The organism is Streptomyces sp. NBC_00259 (assembly GCF_036181745.1).
Classification (GTDB): Bacteria; Actinomycetota; Actinomycetes; order Streptomycetales; family Streptomycetaceae; genus Streptomyces; species Streptomyces pratisoli.
In genome coordinates this window covers 6,711,123-6,727,754 of sequence record NZ_CP108080.1, presented here as the reverse complement: position 1 = coordinate 6,727,754, position 16,632 = coordinate 6,711,123, and the positions used below count along the sequence as shown (strand labels likewise).

Below are 16,632 nucleotides of genomic sequence, written 5' to 3'. Positions count from 1 at the left end.
CCCGTGCTCCGGGTCAGCAGCCGTCGTAGCCCGCCGTCGGCATCGACATGCGCCGGTGCACGCTCGCCTTCATCGCGGCGTCGTACGCGGGCTCGTCGAGGCCCGCCGTGGCCAGGGGGACCCCGCGGCGTTCGCATTCGGCGGAGAACTCGGGCACGGAGGTCAGGGCGCGGGCGAGGACGCGCTCGTTGGGGGCGACGAAGAGGTCGACGAGGCCGGCGTCGACGTCGGCCCACAGACCGCGGTGGTCGGGACGGAGCCGGTAGAACAGCAGTTCGCGGGCGACGACATATCCGTTGCCGGCGGCCCACCGGGCGCACATGGCGTGCTGGCTGCGCGTGTCGACGAGGAACGGGTCGGCGTCGAGCTCCTCCAGCGGGGTCAGGCTGGCGATCGCCGCGACCCGCACGTCGTCGCGCACGCCGTCGCCCCCTACGTCTGGCATGGACCGTTCCCCCTGCGTCGGCTGTCGTGGGCCGACCCTACTCCGGGTACGCCCACCCGGGGGAGGCGCGCATCGGGGCGCGTGGGGGTCCGGCGGGCGTGCGAGCGCCTACGCTCGTACGCAGGCGACGACGTGGAGGCGGTGCGTGGCGGTGGAGGTCACCTGGTGGGGTCACGCCACCTGTACGGTCGAGGACTCCGGGGTGCGGGTGCTGACCGACCCGCTGTTCGCGGGCAGGCTGGCGCATCTGCGCCGGCGGCGCGGTGAACTGCCGCCGCCCGAGGCCGCGGACGCCCAGGTCGTGGTCGTCTCGCACCTGCACTGCGACCATCTGCATCTGCCGTCGCTGGCCCGGCTCGCCCCCGGCACCCGGCTGATCGTGCCGCGCGGCGCCCGGCGGGCGGTCCCGGGGCTGCGCAGGCTGGGCGGGCTGCGGGTCATCGAGGTGGGCCCGGGCGACGAGGTCGCGGTGGAGGACCTGCGCGTACGGGCCGTGCCCGCGGCGCACGACGGACGGCGGCTGCCGGTGGGGCCGCACCGCTCTCCGGCGCTCGGCTATGTCATCCGGGGCACCGCGCGCACCTACTTCGCCGGAGACACCGGCCTGTTCGACGGTATGGCGGACGCGGTCGGCCCGGTGGACGTGGCGCTGCTGCCGGTCGGCGGCTGGGGCCCGTTCCTGGGGCACGGCCATCTGAACCCGGACCGCGCGGCGCGGGCCCTCGCGGCGCTGGCGCCCCGGTCGGCGGTGCCCGTGCACTACGGCACGTACTGGCCGATCGGGATGGACGCGATCCGGCCGCACGAGTTCCATTCGCCGGGGGACGAGTTCGTACGGAAGGCGGCGCTCCTCGCGCCGCGGGTGGCGGTGCACCGGCTGGGGCACGGCGAGAGCGTCCGGCCGGAGGTCGCGAGGTGACCCTCCAGGACGTGGTGGGGCAGTTGCCGCCGGAGTCCACACAGCAGGCCGTCGGCTATCCGTCGCTGTTCCTGCTGGTGGCGCTGGGTGCGCTGGTGCCCGTGGTGCCGACGGGGGCGGTGGTCAGCTCGGCTGCGGTGGTGGCGCTCCATCAGACCGCGCCGTTCTCCATGGTCTTCGTGTTCCTGGTCGCCGCGTCCGCGGCGTTCCTCGGGGACATCACGCTGTACTGGCTGGGCAGGCGCGGCGTCGGGTCGAAGAACGGTTCGACGTGGCTGGAGGCGCTGAGGCAGCGTGCGGCGCCGGACCGGCTGGCGCAGGCTCAGCAGCGGCTCGACGAGCACGGCGTGGCCGTGCTCGTCCTGTCCCGGCTGGTGCCGGCGGGGCGGATTCCGGTGATGCTCGCCTGTCTGCTGGCGCGGATGCCGATGGCCCGGTTCGCGCGGGGCGATGCGCCCGCGTGCCTGACGTGGGCGGCCACGTACGGGCTGATCGGGATCCTCGGCGGCTCCCTGTTCGCCGAGCCGTGGCAGGGCGTGCTGGCGGCGGTGGGGCTGACGCTGCTGCTCAGCGTGGTGCCCGCGCTGTGGCACAGGCTCCGCGGACATCGCGGGCGTCGCGGGAACCGCGGGAACAGCTCATCCGGCGGTCAGCACGCGTGATCCGCCGACCGGAAGGTCCCACAGCTCCTGGCGCGGCCTGCCGGTCTGCGCCCACGCGGTCAGCAGCCGCCGGATCGGCTCCATCACCGGCTCCGCGGAGAGCACGAACGTCGCCCAGTGCATCGGGGCCATGTTCCGCGCGCCGAGGTCCTCGAAGGCCTGCAGGGCCTCCTCCGGATCGGTGTGCACGGAGCTGAGCCACCAGCGCGGCGCGTAGGCGCCGATCGGCAGCAGCGCCAGGTCGATCTCCGGGTGACGGCGGCCGATCTCCTTGAACCAGTGGCCGTATCCGGTGTCGCCCGCGAAGTAGACCTGCCGGCCGCGCTGGTCGGTGAGGATCCAGCCGCCCCAGAGCGAGCGGCAGGTGTCGGTCAGCGTGCGTTTGGACCAGTGGTGCGCGGGGACGAACTCGAACCGGACCGAGCCCACCCCGCTCCCCGCGGGCAGCTCCGCCGTCTCCCACCAGTCGAGTTCGGTCACCCGGGTGAAGCGCCGGCGCCGGAACCAGCCGCCGAGGCCCGCGGGCACGAACAGCGGGGTGCGCCTGGGCAGCCGCGCGATGGTGGGGGCGTCGAGGTGGTCGTAGTGGTTGTGGCTGATGACGACGGCGTCGACGGGCGGCAGGTCCTCCCAGCGGACGCCGACCGGGGTGAGCCGTGCGGGCGTACCGAGGATCCGGCGGGACCAGACGGGGTCGGTCAGCACCGTCAGCTCCCCGATCCCGATCACCCAGCTGGCGTGCCCGGCCCAGGTGACGGCGACCGTGCCCGGTTCGGCGTCGGGAAGCGGCCCGGGCGAGAAGGGCAGCCGGGGAATGTCCTTGAGCCCGGCGGCCGGGGGCCGCAGCGCCCCTTCCCTGGCCAGCCTGGCCATGGCCCGTACCCCGGGCAGCGGCGCGGTGAGCCGGTCGGCGAACGACCGCGGCCAGCGCCGGCTGAGCCCGAGCGGCCGCAACCCGGTCGGCGCCGCGGGCCTCCGTGCGGTCCCCGAAGACGCGGTCTGCGCCTCGCGTGCCTCGCGTAGCTCGCGTGCCGGGGGCGCCGGAGGCGTGTGGGCGGTGGAGGGTGGCGTGTCGGTCGTGTCGGTCGTGTCGGTCGTGTGCGGGACGTGGTCCGGGGTGGTGCGGCCGAGGGCCCGCGCGGTGCCCGTGGTGCACGTGGTCGGCGCCGTCGGGGAAGGGCGCGGGGGCTGCTCCGTCTGTTCCGTCATCTGCGGCTCCGTTCAGCGCGGTGGGGGGCTCGCGGGGCGCGGTTTCCGGGTCGGGATGGGGATGGGGATGGGGACGTGGAGGGGGACCGAGGTCATCGGAGGTCGTCGGACGTCATCGGAGTTCCTGGAACGCCGAGCGGAAGAAGGCCAACGCCCCGGCGACATGGGGCAGTTCCAGGGGCGCCTCGGCCGCGAGGGCTTCGAGGCGTTCCTCGGGGCTCGCGCCGAGGAACGGGCCGGTGTCGAGGCGTACGCGCAGGGCACCCAGTTCGTCGCCGAAGCGGTGGCCGCCGGGGACCGGGGTGCGCAGGCGGCCGCTGAGGTAGTCCTCCAGCTCCATCGAGTCGGTAACTCCGCGCCCGGCGAGCCGGGCACGCAGCGGACCGAGGTCGGCGTACAGATGGCGGCCGGCCTGAGGGAGGCGGGCCAGCGCGCCGGCGGTGAGGACCTCGTGGTGGACCGCGGTCGCGACCCGGGCATGGAGCGCGTTGGCGTGCGCGGACCTGGCGGTGACCGGGCCGGGTTCGCCGAGGGCGTGCGCGGCGGCGGCCGCGACCGGTCCGGCGACGAATCCGCCGAGCGCGGTGAGGATGTCGAGGACCCGGGCCCGCCGGTCGATGGCGTGCCCGGTCGCCGGGAACCGGGCCACGGCGACCGGCCATGCGGCCGGTACGAGCGCTCCGGACAGGTCGCTGAGGACGGTCACGTCGTCGGGGCACATCTCGGCGGGGCTGAGCAGCACGTGTGCGTGCGGCTCGTGCACCGTGTCCCGCCAGGTCTCGTCGCTGATGATGTGCAGTCCTTCGTCGACCGCGGCCTCGCAGGCCTCGCGGACCAGTTCGGGCGGGGCGACGGTGGCGGTGGGGTCGTCGGCGACGGACATCAGGACGACGTGCGGGGCGCCGCCCTCCGCCCGGATTCTGCGCACGGTCTCCAGCAGCGCGTACGGATCGGGTACGCCGCCGCTCTCGGCGGCGGTGGGCACGTGGTAGGTGGGCCGGCCGAGGACCCTGGCCTGCGGTGTCCACCAGGCCGGGCAGGGCCGCGGCATGAGGACGTCGCCACCGTGTGCGGCGAGCAGGGCGAGCAGCAGCGGCTGGGCACCGGGGGCTGCCGCGATGTCGTCGGGGCGGCTGCGCAGTCCGCGCCGCCACCAGTAGCCGGCGGCGGCCTCGCGCAGCACCGGCCCGCCACCGGGCGGCTCGGGCGAGGTACGTCCGGCGGCGGCCGCGAGCACCTCGGCGAGTTCGGGCAGCACGGGCAGGCCGGGGTCCGGCGCGGGCGGGCCGTAACGGACCGGGCCGCGGCCTTCCGGATCCGTCCGCCGCATGCGCCCACCTCCCGTACTCACGGCCCGGGAATCCCTGCCCGGCCCACGTGCCCTTTATACGGAGGTTCGGGCCGTACCGCCGCTCCGGACGGGCCGTTCGGCCGTTGCCGCAGCCGCGGGTCCCCACGGCGGTCGCAGCCACGGGTCCCCGGCCCCAACGCTCACTCCACGGGCAGCGGATGACGCACCACCGGGGCGAAGGTGGCCGCGTCGAGGACTGCGTCAGGGACGGCGGCCCAGCAGACAGAGCAGCTTCGTCTGCGCGTCCGCCCCGGCCGGCGGCTGCACGGCGGGACCGAACAGTCCGCTGCCGACGAGCTCCGTCGCGTACGGGGAGACCTCTCGTACGGTGAAGCCGACGAGTTCGTCGGGGAGCGTCTCGTCCGCGCCGATGCCCCTGGACAGATCCCAGGCGTGCACGGCCAGGTCCGCCACCATCTGGGAGCAGTAGGCGGCGACCGTGCTCTCGCCGTACGACAGCGTCACCGTGCGGTCGAGCGCGCCCGGTTCGCGGAAGGCGGCCTTGGCGGCGGAGGCGGCCCGGTCCCAGGTGACGGCGGGATGCTCGCCGAGGACGTCGCCGTCGAAGGCGTCGCCGACGTCGGCGATGGTCCGGCCCTCGCCGACCAGGGGCGGCACCCAGAACTGCTCGGAGGCCACGTGGTTGACGAGGTCCCGTACGGACCACTCGGCACAGGGTGTCGGCGCGTCCCACTGCTCCGGCCGGACGGCGTGCACCCGGTCGGTGAAGAGGGCGAGCGCCTCGGCGTGCCGGTCCAGCAGGCGATTGTCCATACGCTCCACTGTGCTCCGGCGCCGCGGCCCTCGCGAGCGCGCGCACCGGCGGGCGGGCGGGCGGCGCGGGCACGAGCGTGCGCAGGGCCCGCCGCCTGAGGGTGGGAACTTCACGAGGAGCCGCTTGGGGTGCGGGCGCCCGGGGTACCCGCGTTCCATGCCGGACCTCCCTCGTGAACACGCACCGCACCACCCCGCCTCCTATCCCGCCGCGCATCCCGCCGCGCGTCTCGTGCCGCATCCGGGACCGCGGCCCGTCGCGCGCTCGGCGCTCGCCCGCCGTGTCGCCTCGGTGCTCGCCGGATGGGACCGCCATGCCTTCGATGTGGTGGCGACCCGCCACTGGCCGGGCGCCGATCCTGTGCTGCCGAGGCTCAGCCGGGGCGCCGACCACGGGCTTCTCTGGTTCGGCACAGCGGCCGGGATGGCGTTCCTCGGGCGTGGCGCCCGGGCGCGCAGGGCCGCGGTACGGGGCGTGGCGTCGCTGGCGCTGGCCTCGGCGACCATCAACACGGTGGCCAAGCGGTCGGTGCGCAGGGCGCGGCCCGTCCTCGATGCCGTACCGCTGGTCAGGCAGCTGAAACAGCAGCCGTTCACCACGTCCTTCCCCTCCGGGCACTCCGCCTCGGCGGCGGCGTTCGCCACGGGTGTGGCGATGGAGTCGAAGGCGTGGGGCGCGGTGGTCGCGCCCGTCGCGGCCGCGGTCGCGCTGTCCCGTGTGTACACCGGAGTGCACTATCCGAGCGATGTCCTGGTGGGCGCGGCACTCGGTGTGGGCGCGGCGTTCGCCGTGCGTGGTCTGGTGCCGACACGCGACCAGCTCCCGCCGCCCGGCCGGCCGCACGCCCCGGCGCCGCAGCTGCCCGGCGGCAAGGACCTCGTGGTCGTCGCGAACCGCTCGTCCGGCGCGAACGGTTCCGGTGCGCTCGGCGGCCTTGCGGGCACGGCTCTCACCGGCGGGGACGACCCGACGGAGCTGGTGCGGGACGCTCTGCCGCTGGCCCGGGTGGTCGAGTGTGCGCCGGAGGATCTCGACGACGCGCTGGAGGAAGCGGCGGCGAGCGGCTGCCGGGCGCTCGGCATCCTCGGCGGCGACGGCACGGTCAACCGGGCCGCGACCTTCGCCGCCCGGCACGGGCTGCCGCTCGCCGTGTTCCCCGGCGGCACGCTCAACCACTTCGCGCACGATCTGGGCATCGAGACCGTCCACGACACCTGCCGGGCCCTGGCCTCGGGTGACGCGGTACGGGTCGACCTGGGCCGGTTCACACCCGGACCGGACGGCGCGCCCGAAGGCCACTTCATCAACACCTTCTCGCTGGGCGTGTATCCGGAGATGGTGCAGGTGCGTGAGCGGTGGTCGCCCCGGATCGGCAGCTGGCCGGCCGGGGTGCTGGCCGCGCTGCGGACCCTGCGCGGACGGCATCCCCTGGAGGCCGAGTTCGACGGGCGCAGGCGGCCCCTCTGGCTGCTGTTCGCCGGGAACGGCGCGTATCAGCGGGTCGGCCCGACGCCCGGCCGCCGCTACGACCTCGCGGACGGTCTGCTCGACGTACGGGTGGTGCACGGCGGGCGGGGCCCCGGGCTGCGGCTGCTGGCGGCGGCGCTCGCCGGTCCGCTGAGCCGCTCCCCCGTCCATGCGGCGGTGCGGCTGCGGCGGCTGCGGATCGCGGGTCTGCCGTCGGGCACACCGCTCGCGTTCGACGGCGAAGTGGCCGAGGCTCCGCAGGAACTGACGGTGGAGAAGGTGCCCGAGGCGCTCATCGTGTACCGCCCGTCGGCCCCAGCGACGTCGTTCTGACGCTGCCCGCATGCCGAGACGCAGGTCTCAGTATCCGGGAGTCCGGCGTACCGTGGCCGTACCGCGTCGGGAGAGAGCAGGAGAGAGGGGCCACGGCCATGCCGAAGGAGACCGCTGTCTACACCCACGGGCACCACGAGTCGGTGCTGCGCTCGCACCGCTGGCGCACGGCCGCCAACTCGGCCGCGTATCTCGTTCCCGAACTGCGGCCCGGGGACGAGGTGCTGGACGTCGGCTGCGGTCCCGGCACGATCACGGCCGATCTGGCGGCCCTGGTCGCGCCCGGCACGGTGACCGCGGTCGACGCCGCCGCGGATGTGCTGGACCGGGCACGCGAGGTGGTGGCCGCACGGGCGCTCCTCAACGTCCGCTTCGCGGTCGCCGATGTCCACGCACTGGACTTTCCCGACGACTCCTTCGACGTCGTGCACGCCCACCAGGTCCTGCAGCACGTCGGCGACCCGGTGCTCGCGCTGCGCGAGATGCGCCGGGTGTGCCGGCCCGGCGGGATCGTCGCCGTCCGCGACAGCGACTACGGCGCCTTCGCCTGGTACCCCGAAGTCCCGGTCCTGGACGACTGGCTGGCGCTGTACCGTCGGGTGGCACGGGCGAACGGCGGTGAACCGGACGCCGGCCGCAGGCTGTACTCCTGGGCCCGGCGCGCGGGGTTCACGGAGGTGACGGCGACCGCCTCCGCCTGGTGCTTCGTCACGCCGCGCGAACGCGAGTGGTGGAGCGGGCTGTGGGCGGACCGTACGACGGCGTCGGCCTATGCGGCGCTGGCCGTCGAGGGCGGGCACGCACAGCCGGGGCACCTGGCGGACATCGCCGCGGGCTGGCACGAGTGGGGCCGCCAGGACGACGGCTGGTTCATGGTGCCGCACGGCGAACTGCTGTGCCGGGTGCGGTAGACAGGCGGCTCCGCCGGGTCCGGCACGCGGGCAGCTCCGCGGGGCACGCGGGCAGCTCCGCCGGTTCCGGTGAGCCCGCGGCGGGAATCGATCTCGTGGTCTTTCGACGCCAACTACCCTCGCCCGTATGGAGATCCTCGGAACCACGCTGCGTATCTGCGTCGACGACCTGGAGGCCGCGGCCGGCTTCTACGAACGCCTCACGGGCACGCCCCCGCTCCGCTTCGAGCGCGGCGGGGTGTCGGTCGCGGCGGTGGGATGCTTCCTCCTGATGAGCGGCCCCGAGTCGGAGCTGGAGATCCTGCGCAAGGTGACGGCGACCATCGCGGTCGAGGACGTGGACGCGGCACACTCGACGCTCACCGCGGTGGGCGCCACTGTGCTGGCGGGCCCGGTGCCGACCCCGGTGGGCCGCAATCTCATCGCGGTCCACCCGGACGGGTCGGTGTTCGAGTACGTCGACCGGAAGGCCGGGCCCGAGCAGTGAGGCGGTCCGCGCCGACCGCCCGCCGTGCCCCACCCCCGCGCTCCGGGCCCCACCGCCGCTCGCCCTGCCCGCCCCCGCGCTCCGGGCTCCCCGGGCGGCCGCTCACTCGGGCGAGCGGAGCGGCCGCATCCTGAAGTCGTAGCGGGCGGGCAGCGGTTCGTCGGTCAGCTCTGCCCAGATGTCGCCGAGGATCTCGGCCCCCTCCCCGAGGTCCGCCACCTCGAAGCCGTCGTCGAAGACGGCCCGTGCGGCGGCGCGGTCGCCCTCCGCGAGGAGCAGCCTGGCCTCCAGCAGCCGGAACCGGCCACGGTCGCGGAGTGCGGGCCACAGCCGGTCCTGGACCGCGCGGGCGGCCGCGGCACGGCCCGTGCCGAGGAGGCTCTCGAGCGTCTCGCGGGCCAGCGCCGCCGTCGCCGCGGTCCAGGCCTCGCCGTCGTCGCGACGCTCCGCGCACAGATCGTCGAAGGCCTCGGCGTACAACTCGGCCGCACGCTCCGGATGGCCGCCCTCACGGTCGGCGAGGGCGAGGCAGCGCAGCAGCGGCCAGCGTGAGGGCGCGAGCCGGAGCCCGCGCTCCCAGCTCCGTACGGCCTGGGCGTGGTCGCCTGCGTGCCATTGGGCGACGCCGAGGTGGTACTCGGTGTGGGGTTCCGCGGGTGCGGTCTCCAGCATGTCGCGCCAGTGCGGGGCGACGAGGGTGGGGCCGGGCGGGGCGACTCGGCGCGGCGCGGGCAGGACGCCGGTCTGCAGCAGCTCCAGCCACGGCGCCTGCTCCTCGCCGAGGGTGGACGCGTCGAAGGGGGTTCCCGGCAGCTTGTGGCCGGCGCGGAGCACTTCGAGCGCGCCCCAGCCGGAGCCGGTGGCCAGCGTCTCGCCGGGTTCGGTGTCGGCGTACCGCTGCCACGCCGCGTGGGCGGCGTCGACGTCCGCGCGGGGCAGGGCCTCCTCGAGACGCGCGGCCGTCTCGGCGCGGGCCGCGGCCCAGTCGTCGCCGTGCACGGCCGCCGGGTCGGCGGCGAGCGGACCGTACGCCTCCAGCCAGCTGAACTCCTGCCCGGCGTCGAGCCGTACGTGCTCCAGCTGGGTGCGGGCGAGCCCGGACTGGATCTCGGCGTAGCCGGGTGTGCCCGGCTCGGTCAGCCATCGCTGCCAGTTCCGTCCGCCGGACCCCGCGCCCCAGAGGAAGAGCTTGCGGCCGCGCAACCGGTCGGTCGAGGTCTGGACGAGCCCGCGGCCGTCCGCGTCGAGCGAGGCGATCCACTTACGGGCGTCGCCGGGAACGTCGTAGAAGTAGTCGGCGGGGTACTCGCTGCGCAGCGGGTACGTACGGTCCGCCCCGTCGTGCTCCGGCAGCGCCGTCTGCCTCAGCGTGCGTTCGTAGCCGAAGTGCCAGGCCCCCTCGGCCGGCGCGAGGACCCGGGTCCCCTGTCCCTCCGGTATGGCGGTGTTGGACCACCAGTAGACCGGCGCGGACCGCTCATGGGGATTGCGGATCCGCACGCCCACGTAGAGGAAGTCGGAGCCGTCGGGCAGCCAGAGGTCCACCTGGAACGGCAGGTCGCGCAGCCGCTCCCACTCCCAGAGCCTGACCATGTCGCCGCCGTCGGGAGCCGGGACCACGGCGGCGTGCAGCGGCGCGCAGGAGAGGGTGGTGTGGCCGGTGGCTCCGGTGTTCCACTCGATGCCGCCGGAGAACCAGGCGCCGTTGAGGGCGAAGTCGGCGGGCTGGAGGACGGGGTTGCGGTAGACGAGTTCCCGGCCCGTGGGCTTGTGGTGCAGCGAGTGGACACGGCCGCCGAGCCCGGGCAGGACGGTGACCCGGAGCCGGTCGTTCTCGATCACGATCGTGTCGAGGTCCGCCGGTCCGCGCTCCCGCCCGTATCCGTCCCGCAGGCGGGTCGGCAGGACGGTGCGCAGCGGCTCGTACCCGATCTGCCGCACCATGTCGCGCGGCAGTCCCGCCCTGGCGCGGTCGTCGAGCGTGTGGACTTCGTCGAGGGGACGCAGGGCGGGCAGCGGATTCTCCGGGCCCAACGGGGCCGCGGGCAGGGTCAGTACGGCACGTCGCACGGTCGTGGCCAAGGCAACCTCGCTTCGTTCGCGTCGCTCACACGGGGCCGCACGCCGGCCCGGCAACTCCTGTGGCCGGCGGCCCCGTTGACCATGGAACACGGTGAGCGCCGCGCTGACCAGGGGTTCTCCGGGTCAGTCTTCGGCAAAGACCGCGACGGAAGGCCGCGACGACCGGATCGGCGAGCGGCGCTCCCGCGCTGCCGTCCGGGTCGAGGCCGGGGTCGAGGTCGGGAAACGGCGGTGGGCCGGCGGTGGACGACCGGGGTGGACCGGGTGGATGAGGGTGGACGGGGGCGGAAGGCCGGCCGAGACCCGGATTCGGGATGCATCACCCAAATGGGTGGTTTAGGGTGAAGTGGTCTGTGCTCGTCGGCGCTCGTGATCTTCCAGAGCAGCGCATCGCGGGTCCGGACGCCCCAGCCACCCACGACGGAGGTACCGCATGTCATGGCCGAAACGCGCCCGCAAGGGCAAGCCCACCGACCGTAGCCGCATCCGTACGCATGCCGGACGCGTCCTGGCCGCAGCGGCTGTCACCGCCCCGGTGGTCATGGCCACGCCCGCGGCAGCGGCGCCGCCCCCGCCGTGTCTGACCTCGGATCTGGCGCTGTCGTGGGCCCCCGGCGGCACGGCCGTGTCCGGCGGCAGAGATCCCGGTACCCAGCAGACCGCCGTCGTCACGCTGCGGAATCTCGAACGCTTCTCGTGCATGCTGGACGGCTTCCCGAAGGTGACACTCGCTCAGGGAGCGACGACGGAGACCCTCACCGACCAGAGGTCGGCCACGCACACGGCCGTGACGCTCGAACCAGGGAAGGCCGCCCGGTTCACCCTCACGTTCCTGGCGGCACAGTCGGGCGACGACGGTGTCATCGAGCCGGTCACCGCGATCGTCACCCCGCCCAACAACACGGCGTCGAAGAACCTGCGTTGGCGCTGGGGACCGGTCACCGAACAGGAATCGGCCACGCGTCCCGGCAACTTCGTGGGCCCCGTCCACAACTGAGCCCGGCCGGTCCGGCCGGTCCGGCCGGTCCGGCCGTACCGGTCCCCGACGACCCCCGACGGTCGGCGACCGGTCACGGACGGCAACCGGTCAGTGAGGGCGGTGGGTGGACACCCGGAAGGTGCTGAGCACGGCCTTGTGATCGGTGGGCCAGGTCCAGCTCGGCTCCCAGAACTTCTCCCGGCCGGTCTCCTCCACCCGCTCGTTGCGGACGATCGTGGTGGACGGGCCGACGACGACGCTGTCGAGAAGACGGATCCGCCGGTCCGGGTGGTAGAAGATGAAGTCGATCCGGTCCCGCTCGTCCGCCTTCGGAGCCCAGGTGAGCTGCCCGGGCTCGACACCCGGGTTGTCGCTCGGCCAGGTGAAGCCCGGCGAGCGAACGGGGTCGGGGTACACCTCGCGGTAGCTGTCGCGGAAACCGGCGTCCTCGATCGCCTTGGTCGTCGACCACTCGACAACCGTGCCGTTGTGGTCGAACAGGTTCCGGGTCCGGCGCGTCCAGTCCCGGTGCGACGGCTCGTTGAAGTCCCCGGCCAGCACGGTGAGCCGTCCCCGGCGGCGCTCCATCGCGGCGTCCGCCAGCACCGTCTTCGTCACCGCGGTACGCCCGGACGCCTCGTTGAGCCGCTCGATCAGGTCGACGTCGGTGATCGGGCCGGTCGGGATCTCGTCCCAGCCGTACTCGGACGTCTCCAGGGGTGCCGGCGTGCCGCCGCCGTAGCCGCGCGGGAGGTAGTTGGCGTAGTAGCGGTACTCGAGATGCCCGGAGTAGGCCGCGACCTCGGTGCCGTCGACCGCGATGACCGCCTTCGACCAGTACGGGAAGGACTTGTGCTCGATGATCGGGTAGCGCGATATCACGCCGGGATCGCTCGGGTTCGCGTTGTCGTAGAAGGTCAGGCCGCGCTCGGCGAGATCGGCCAGCGTGTTGGCGACCCGCTCCGGAGTCGACTCGCTGAGCATGACCACGTCCGGCTGGACCGCGGCGATGGTGTCGGCGATACCGGCCCGACCACCGGGGACCTGGCTGCCGCCGAGCCAGATGTTGAACTGCATGACCTTGAGCGTCCGGTGCGAGGGGCGGTGCCTGCCCTCCGCGACCTGAGGCCCGGCCTCGGCCGTGCCCACCCCCAGCACTGAGGCTCCGACCGTCGCGCCCACCATCCCGAGCAGCTCACGCCGCTTGACCATCAATGACCTCCGTCAATCGCTGAACAGTTGTTGCCCGGGCACTTCTCGGCACCGGCCCGGACGAAGCATCGAGGCGCCCCGCGTACGACGGGTGAACCCGGGTGGAACGTGGCGAGTTGGCTGCGTATCGGCACGGAGAGGACGCAGAGCGGCCACTCCTCATTCAGCCGGGCAACGTCCGAGGGGCATGCCCCACGGGAACGCTCTTCAAGCGCGGATCCCCATCTCCGCCGTGATCGCCCACCGCTCGTGGTCGCGCCAGGCGCCGTCGATGAAGAGGAAGTCGGGCGAGAATCCCTCCAGCCGGAAGCCCAGGCGGCGCACGAGCGCGATGGACGACGCGTTGCGGGGCTGGATGTTGGCTTCGAGACGGTGCAGCCCGAGCGGGCCGAAGGCCTGGCGGACGACGAGGCCGAGGCCCTCGCTCATCAGTCCGCGGCCCGCGGCGTGCGCGAAGGCGCCGTAGCCGAGGGCCCCGCTGAGGAAGGCGCCCTCGACGATGTTGTTGATGTTGATGAAACCGGCGATGCGGCCGTCCGCACGCTCGCACACCAGGAAGCCGGCCTTCGTCGGGTCCTCGATGAGCCTGCGGGCGTAGACGGTGTACGCGGCAGCCGTCTGGGGCGGGAACAGCCACGGCCGGTGCAGCCGGCCGCTCTCGCGGGCCAGCGCGGTGAACTCGGCCGCGTCGTCGAGGCGGAACGGGCGTATGACGGTCCGCGGGCCTTCGGCCACGAGTCCGCCGGAGGCGCCGTCGGGGCGGGGATGCGGACCGGGTCTGTCGGTCATGGCGTCAGGCTAGTCCCCGTCATCCGGTACGGCGGCGGAAGAGGTATCCGCCGCAGAGACCGCCGAGGACCCAGGTGGCCGGCAGGGCCAGATACAGCGGCATCGTGACCTCGGGGATCAGCAGCCTGATCCTCACCTGCCGGGTGTTCTCGAAGATGAAGACCAGGGTCAGGACCACGATCACCAGGCCGGCGATCCTGGCCGGTGTGAGTCGGCCGCGCAAGCCCTCCGGGCTCCGGACGGCGCGCTTCCCTGCGCCCTTAGTCCTGTTCCTCGCACCGGTCGACGTGTCCTTGCGGCTCATGGGACCAGGATGGACGGCTCCTGGTCCCATGAGGCCTGCGGAGGGGTCCGTACGGGTGACTCGTACGGCGCCCCGTGCGGGGACGGGGCCGTGCGGCGGCGCCACCGCCTCCGAGCGCGGCACCACCGGCTGGCTGCGGCGGCGGCTCGCGCGGCGGCGTGTCAGGCCCGGTCTCAGTGGTGGCTGAGCACCAGCCGCGGCTCGTCCTCGCCCTTTCCGGACCCGGCTCGCTCCGCCGGGTCCGGGCGCTGGATCAGCAGCGCGGTGACCACGCCGACCGCCAGCAGCGCGAGCGCGACGAACATGGCGTTCCGGTAGCCGGCCCCGGTGACGCCGTGCGCGTCGCTGCCCGCCGTGATCATCGCGGAGGCGAGGGCGATGCCGAGCGAGGCCCCGATGCCGAAGCAGGCACCGTTGAGCCCGGAGAGGGAGCCGGGCTTGTCCTTGGGCGCGGTGGTGACGGCCAGTCCGTTGAGGCCGGTGAGCATGAAGCCGCCGTACGTCACGCCGAGCGCGGCCAGCGTGGCGACCAGGATCCACTCGTTGTGCAGGAAGAGCGTGGCGAAGACGAAGATCACGAAGTTGGCGACGGCGCCGGTGACGACGATCGTGCGCCAGCCGAACTTCGGGCCGAGACGTCCGGTCAGCGGGGCGGAGATCACGCCGATGAGCTGGATGGGGGTCAGGAAGAGCACGGCGGCGGTGACGGCCGAGAGCCCGAGGCCGACCTCGGTGTCCTGGGCGAACAGCGGGATGGTCAGGGCGATCGCGCCGAAGGCTCCGCCGAGGGTGCAGATCGTGGTGATCAGCAGCGGCCAGGCGCGGCGCGAGGCGAGGACCTCGATGTCGATGACCGGGTCGGTGGCGGACTTCTGCGAGACGACGAAGAAGGCGAGGGCGGCGACGCCGCCGAGCAGGAAGCCGAGGGTCAGCGGCGAGGCCCAGCCCCAGGCGGCGCCCTGGGCGAGACCGACGAGGACGCCGGTGAGGCCGAGGGAGAGCGCGGCGATGCCGCGCGAGTCGAACCGGCCCTCGGTGGTGGTGGGCGGTACGTCGGGGACGTACCTGCGGACGCCGATCAGGCCGGCGACGGCGATCAGCGCCGAGCAGACGAAGATGCCCCGGAAGCCGATCGTGTCCGCGATCTGGCCGCCGGCGATGGCGTCGACGCCCGCGAGGCCGCCGTTGACGGCGGTGATGATGCCCGCGGCCTTGCCGAAGCCGGCGGGGCTGAGCAGCTGGTTCAGGGAGAGGAAGGCCAGCGTGAACATGGCGGCGGAGACGCCCTGGAGGATCCGGCCCGCGATGAAGACCTCGATGTTCGGGGCGAGGACGCACAGCAGGTCTCCGACGATCAGCACGATCGCGCAGAGGATCATCATCGGCTTGCGGCCGCGTCGGTCGCTGAGGCGGGCCAGGGTGACCTGGCCGATCGCCGCCATCAGGAAGAACAGCGTCTGGGAGAGACCCGCGGCGGCCGTCGTGGTGCCGAGGCGCTCGATGACGTCGGGCAGCGCGGGGCTCAGCATCGTGGCGTTGATCTGGTAGCCGAGTACGGCCAGCACCATGGCCGTCAGCATGCCGCCGCGGCCCGCCAGGTCGGAGTCGGCCCCGGAACGCGTCCGGCCGGGCGTGGATGACATGTCGGCCCCTTTGCCTTGTTGCCTTGTTGCCTTGGATGTCGGTCTCGAATCCACCGATGTGGTCGTCGACAGCGCGGCAGCCCGCCAGGGGCCGGGCCTCGCCCACCTTGTCTGACAAGTGCTGCTCGAACAGCCTGAGATCTACGTGCGTAGAACGTTAAGGCCTTCCGGATGTGAATTACGGTGAGCGGGAAAATGAACCGTCAGGCGCGCCAGGCGGCCCGTCCACACGGCCGGTGACCGCGGAACGGCCAGCCTGACAAGTGAGCCGAGGAGGGTTCGTGGCAGTCGGCGGACAGCAGCGCAGGCCGGTCGTCGTCCTGTACGAGCGGATCGCGGACGCCATCCACGACGGCACCTATCCGCCCGGCTCCACCCTGCCGTCCGAGCCGCGCCTCGCCTCCGAGCTGGGCGTCAGCCGGCCGGCCCTGCGGGAGGCCCTGCTGCTGCTCCAGGAGGACGGGCTGCTGACGGTCCGCCGCGGGGTCGGCAGGACCGTCAACGACCGCCCGCCGCGCCGCGGCTTCGAGCACATCCTGCCGCTGGAGGAACAGCTCTCCGCGGGGGCGCCGCTGCGGGTGCGGGCGCTGCTGCGGGCCGTCGAGGAGCCGACCGACTTCACCACCCAGCATCTGCTCGCCCCGGCCCGGGCGGAGCTTCGGTTCTGGGAGTCCCTGCTGTCGGGCGAGGGCGCCGCGGCGGCGCTCAGCCAGGAGTGGGCGGCGCCCGACGACGTGCTGGACCGGGTCCATCCGGCCTTCGCGCAGGCCCTGCGCGGTACGGTCACCGACGACCGGACGTCGATGCTGGCGGTGCTGGCCGGCGCGTCCCGGGGCGTGCCGCTGACCGCCCATTCGGGCGTGACGGCGACCGTGCTCGGCCAGCGGCGCGGGGCCCAGCTGAACCGCCCGGCCGACACCCCCGCCGTGCTGGTCACCCAGGTCGTACGGGCCGAGGACGTTCCCGTCCTGGCCGCCAAGCACATGCTGCCGACGGGCGCTCCCGCCCTGCCGGTGCTCCAGTCGAACTAGGGCGTGCCCGGCCAGCGGCGCCGCCGCCCGCAG

Annotated in this window: 16 protein-coding genes; 7 read left to right on the top strand and 9 right to left on the bottom strand. The window is 73.8% G+C overall.

The window, feature by feature from the left end; all coding sequences use genetic code 11:
* Positions 1 to 13 precede the first annotated feature (13 nt).
* On the bottom strand, positions 14 to 445 hold the full coding sequence (locus OG766_RS30200) for a hypothetical protein (RefSeq protein ID WP_266386583.1): 432 nt from the start codon (positions 443 to 445) through the stop codon (positions 14 to 16).
* A gap of 145 nt (positions 446 to 590) precedes the next feature.
* On the opposite strand from OG766_RS30200, the gene OG766_RS30195 reads away from it, so the two are divergent.
* Entirely contained in the window at positions 591 to 1,364 is a 774-nt protein-coding gene (locus OG766_RS30195) for an MBL fold metallo-hydrolase (RefSeq protein WP_266386585.1), read from the top strand.
* Complete coding sequence (locus OG766_RS30190; RefSeq protein WP_266386588.1) at positions 1,361 to 2,026, top strand: DedA family protein; 666 nt, start codon at positions 1,361 to 1,363, stop codon at positions 2,024 to 2,026. Before OG766_RS30195 ends, OG766_RS30190 begins: the two co-directional genes overlap by 4 nt.
* Here the strand turns inward: OG766_RS30190 and OG766_RS30185 are convergent.
* From OG766_RS30185 to OG766_RS30175, 3 genes are all read right to left on the bottom strand, one after another.
* On the bottom strand, positions 2,003 to 3,235 hold the full coding sequence (locus tag OG766_RS30185) for an MBL fold metallo-hydrolase (protein WP_328726644.1): 1,233 nt from the start codon (positions 3,233 to 3,235) through the stop codon (positions 2,003 to 2,005). The two genes, OG766_RS30190 and OG766_RS30185, sit on opposite strands and share 24 nt — an antisense overlap.
* A 112-nt stretch (positions 3,236 to 3,347) precedes the next feature.
* Positions 3,348 to 4,565: an aminotransferase class I/II-fold pyridoxal phosphate-dependent enzyme gene (locus OG766_RS30180; RefSeq protein ID WP_328726643.1), complete on the bottom strand. Its 1,218-nt coding sequence runs from the start codon at positions 4,563 to 4,565 to the stop codon at positions 3,348 to 3,350.
* 222 nt (positions 4,566 to 4,787) lie between these two features.
* A complete protein-coding gene (locus OG766_RS30175) occupies positions 4,788 to 5,360 on the bottom strand; it encodes a TIGR03086 family metal-binding protein (protein WP_328726641.1) in 573 nt (190 codons plus the stop codon).
* Between the two features lie 157 nt (positions 5,361 to 5,517).
* On the opposite strand from OG766_RS30175, the gene OG766_RS30170 reads away from it, so the two are divergent.
* The 3 genes from OG766_RS30170 to OG766_RS30160 all read left to right on the top strand — a co-directional run bounded on the left by OG766_RS30170 (position 5,518) and on the right by OG766_RS30160 (position 8,559).
* Entirely contained in the window at positions 5,518 to 7,161 is a 1,644-nt protein-coding gene (locus tag OG766_RS30170) for a bifunctional phosphatase PAP2/diacylglycerol kinase family protein (RefSeq protein WP_328726640.1), read from the top strand.
* A 98-nt stretch (positions 7,162 to 7,259) separates the two neighbouring features.
* Positions 7,260 to 8,072 carry a class I SAM-dependent methyltransferase gene (locus tag OG766_RS30165; protein ID WP_328726639.1) on the top strand — a complete coding sequence of 271 codons (813 nt, stop codon included), beginning with the start codon at positions 7,260 to 7,262 and terminating at the stop codon, positions 8,070 to 8,072.
* 127 nt (positions 8,073 to 8,199) lie between these two features.
* Positions 8,200 to 8,559, top strand: a complete 360-nt coding sequence (locus OG766_RS30160) for a VOC family protein (RefSeq protein WP_328726638.1) — start codon at positions 8,200 to 8,202, stop codon at positions 8,557 to 8,559.
* Between the two features lie 102 nt (positions 8,560 to 8,661).
* Here OG766_RS30160 and OG766_RS30155 read toward each other — a convergent pair whose 3' ends face one another.
* Positions 8,662 to 10,641 (bottom strand): DUF5107 domain-containing protein, encoded by a 1,980-nt coding sequence (locus tag OG766_RS30155; RefSeq protein WP_328726636.1) that lies wholly within the window; start codon positions 10,639 to 10,641, stop codon positions 8,662 to 8,664.
* A gap of 433 nt (positions 10,642 to 11,074) precedes the next feature.
* Here OG766_RS30155 and OG766_RS30150 point away from each other — a divergent pair, with 433 nt between their 5' ends.
* Entirely contained in the window at positions 11,075 to 11,638 is a 564-nt protein-coding gene (locus OG766_RS30150; protein ID WP_328726635.1) for a DUF4232 domain-containing protein, read from the top strand.
* 90 nt (positions 11,639 to 11,728) lie between these two features.
* Here the strand turns inward: OG766_RS30150 and OG766_RS30145 are convergent, their stop codons facing one another.
* The 4 genes from OG766_RS30145 to OG766_RS30130 all read right to left on the bottom strand — a co-directional run bounded on the left by OG766_RS30145 (position 11,729) and on the right by OG766_RS30130 (position 15,568).
* Positions 11,729 to 12,832, bottom strand: a complete 1,104-nt coding sequence (locus tag OG766_RS30145) for an endonuclease/exonuclease/phosphatase family protein (protein ID WP_266386613.1) — start codon at positions 12,830 to 12,832, stop codon at positions 11,729 to 11,731.
* Between the two features lie 207 nt (positions 12,833 to 13,039).
* Positions 13,040 to 13,621 (bottom strand): GNAT family N-acetyltransferase, encoded by a 582-nt coding sequence (locus OG766_RS30140; RefSeq protein ID WP_328726633.1) that lies wholly within the window; start codon positions 13,619 to 13,621, stop codon positions 13,040 to 13,042.
* Positions 13,622 to 13,640: 19 nt separating this feature from the next.
* The gene (locus OG766_RS30135; protein WP_266386618.1) at positions 13,641 to 13,925 is read right to left on the bottom strand and encodes a DUF1049 domain-containing protein; all 285 of its coding nucleotides are present in this window, start codon (positions 13,923 to 13,925) and stop codon (positions 13,641 to 13,643) included.
* A 173-nt stretch (positions 13,926 to 14,098) separates the two neighbouring features.
* Positions 14,099 to 15,568: an MFS transporter gene (locus OG766_RS30130; RefSeq protein WP_328726632.1), complete on the bottom strand. Its 1,470-nt coding sequence runs from the start codon at positions 15,566 to 15,568 to the stop codon at positions 14,099 to 14,101.
* A 281-nt stretch (positions 15,569 to 15,849) separates the two neighbouring features.
* On the opposite strand from OG766_RS30130, the gene OG766_RS30125 reads away from it, so the two are divergent.
* A complete protein-coding gene (locus tag OG766_RS30125; RefSeq protein ID WP_328726631.1) occupies positions 15,850 to 16,599 on the top strand; it encodes a GntR family transcriptional regulator in 750 nt (249 codons plus the stop codon).
* The last annotated feature ends 33 nt before the right edge of the window (positions 16,600 to 16,632 follow it).

Bases quoted from the DNA above. Each gene is read 5' to 3' on its own strand.
- OG766_RS30200 (WP_266386583.1), bottom strand. From the start codon at position 445: ATGCCAGACGTAGGGGGCGACGGCGTGCGCGACGACGTGCGGGTCGCG.
- OG766_RS30185 (WP_328726644.1), bottom strand. From the start codon at position 3,235: ATGACGGAACAGACGGAGCAGCCCCCGCGCCCTTCCCCGACGGCGCCG.
- OG766_RS30180 (WP_328726643.1), bottom strand. From the start codon at position 4,565: ATGCGGCGGACGGATCCGGAAGGCCGCGGCCCGGTCCGTTACGGCCCG.
- OG766_RS30175 (WP_328726641.1), bottom strand. From the start codon at position 5,360: ATGGACAATCGCCTGCTGGACCGGCACGCCGAGGCGCTCGCCCTCTTC.
- OG766_RS30170 (WP_328726640.1), top strand. From the start codon at position 5,518: ATGCCGGACCTCCCTCGTGAACACGCACCGCACCACCCCGCCTCCTAT.
- OG766_RS30165 (WP_328726639.1), top strand. From the start codon at position 7,260: ATGCCGAAGGAGACCGCTGTCTACACCCACGGGCACCACGAGTCGGTG.
- OG766_RS30160 (WP_328726638.1), top strand. From the start codon at position 8,200: ATGGAGATCCTCGGAACCACGCTGCGTATCTGCGTCGACGACCTGGAG.
- OG766_RS30150 (WP_328726635.1), top strand. From the start codon at position 11,075: ATGTCATGGCCGAAACGCGCCCGCAAGGGCAAGCCCACCGACCGTAGC.
- OG766_RS30145 (WP_266386613.1), bottom strand. From the start codon at position 12,832: ATGGTCAAGCGGCGTGAGCTGCTCGGGATGGTGGGCGCGACGGTCGGA.
- OG766_RS30140 (WP_328726633.1), bottom strand. From the start codon at position 13,621: ATGACCGACAGACCCGGTCCGCATCCCCGCCCCGACGGCGCCTCCGGC.
- OG766_RS30135 (WP_266386618.1), bottom strand. From the start codon at position 13,925: ATGAGCCGCAAGGACACGTCGACCGGTGCGAGGAACAGGACTAAGGGC.
- OG766_RS30130 (WP_328726632.1), bottom strand. From the start codon at position 15,568: ATGTCATCCACGCCCGGCCGGACGCGTTCCGGGGCCGACTCCGACCTG.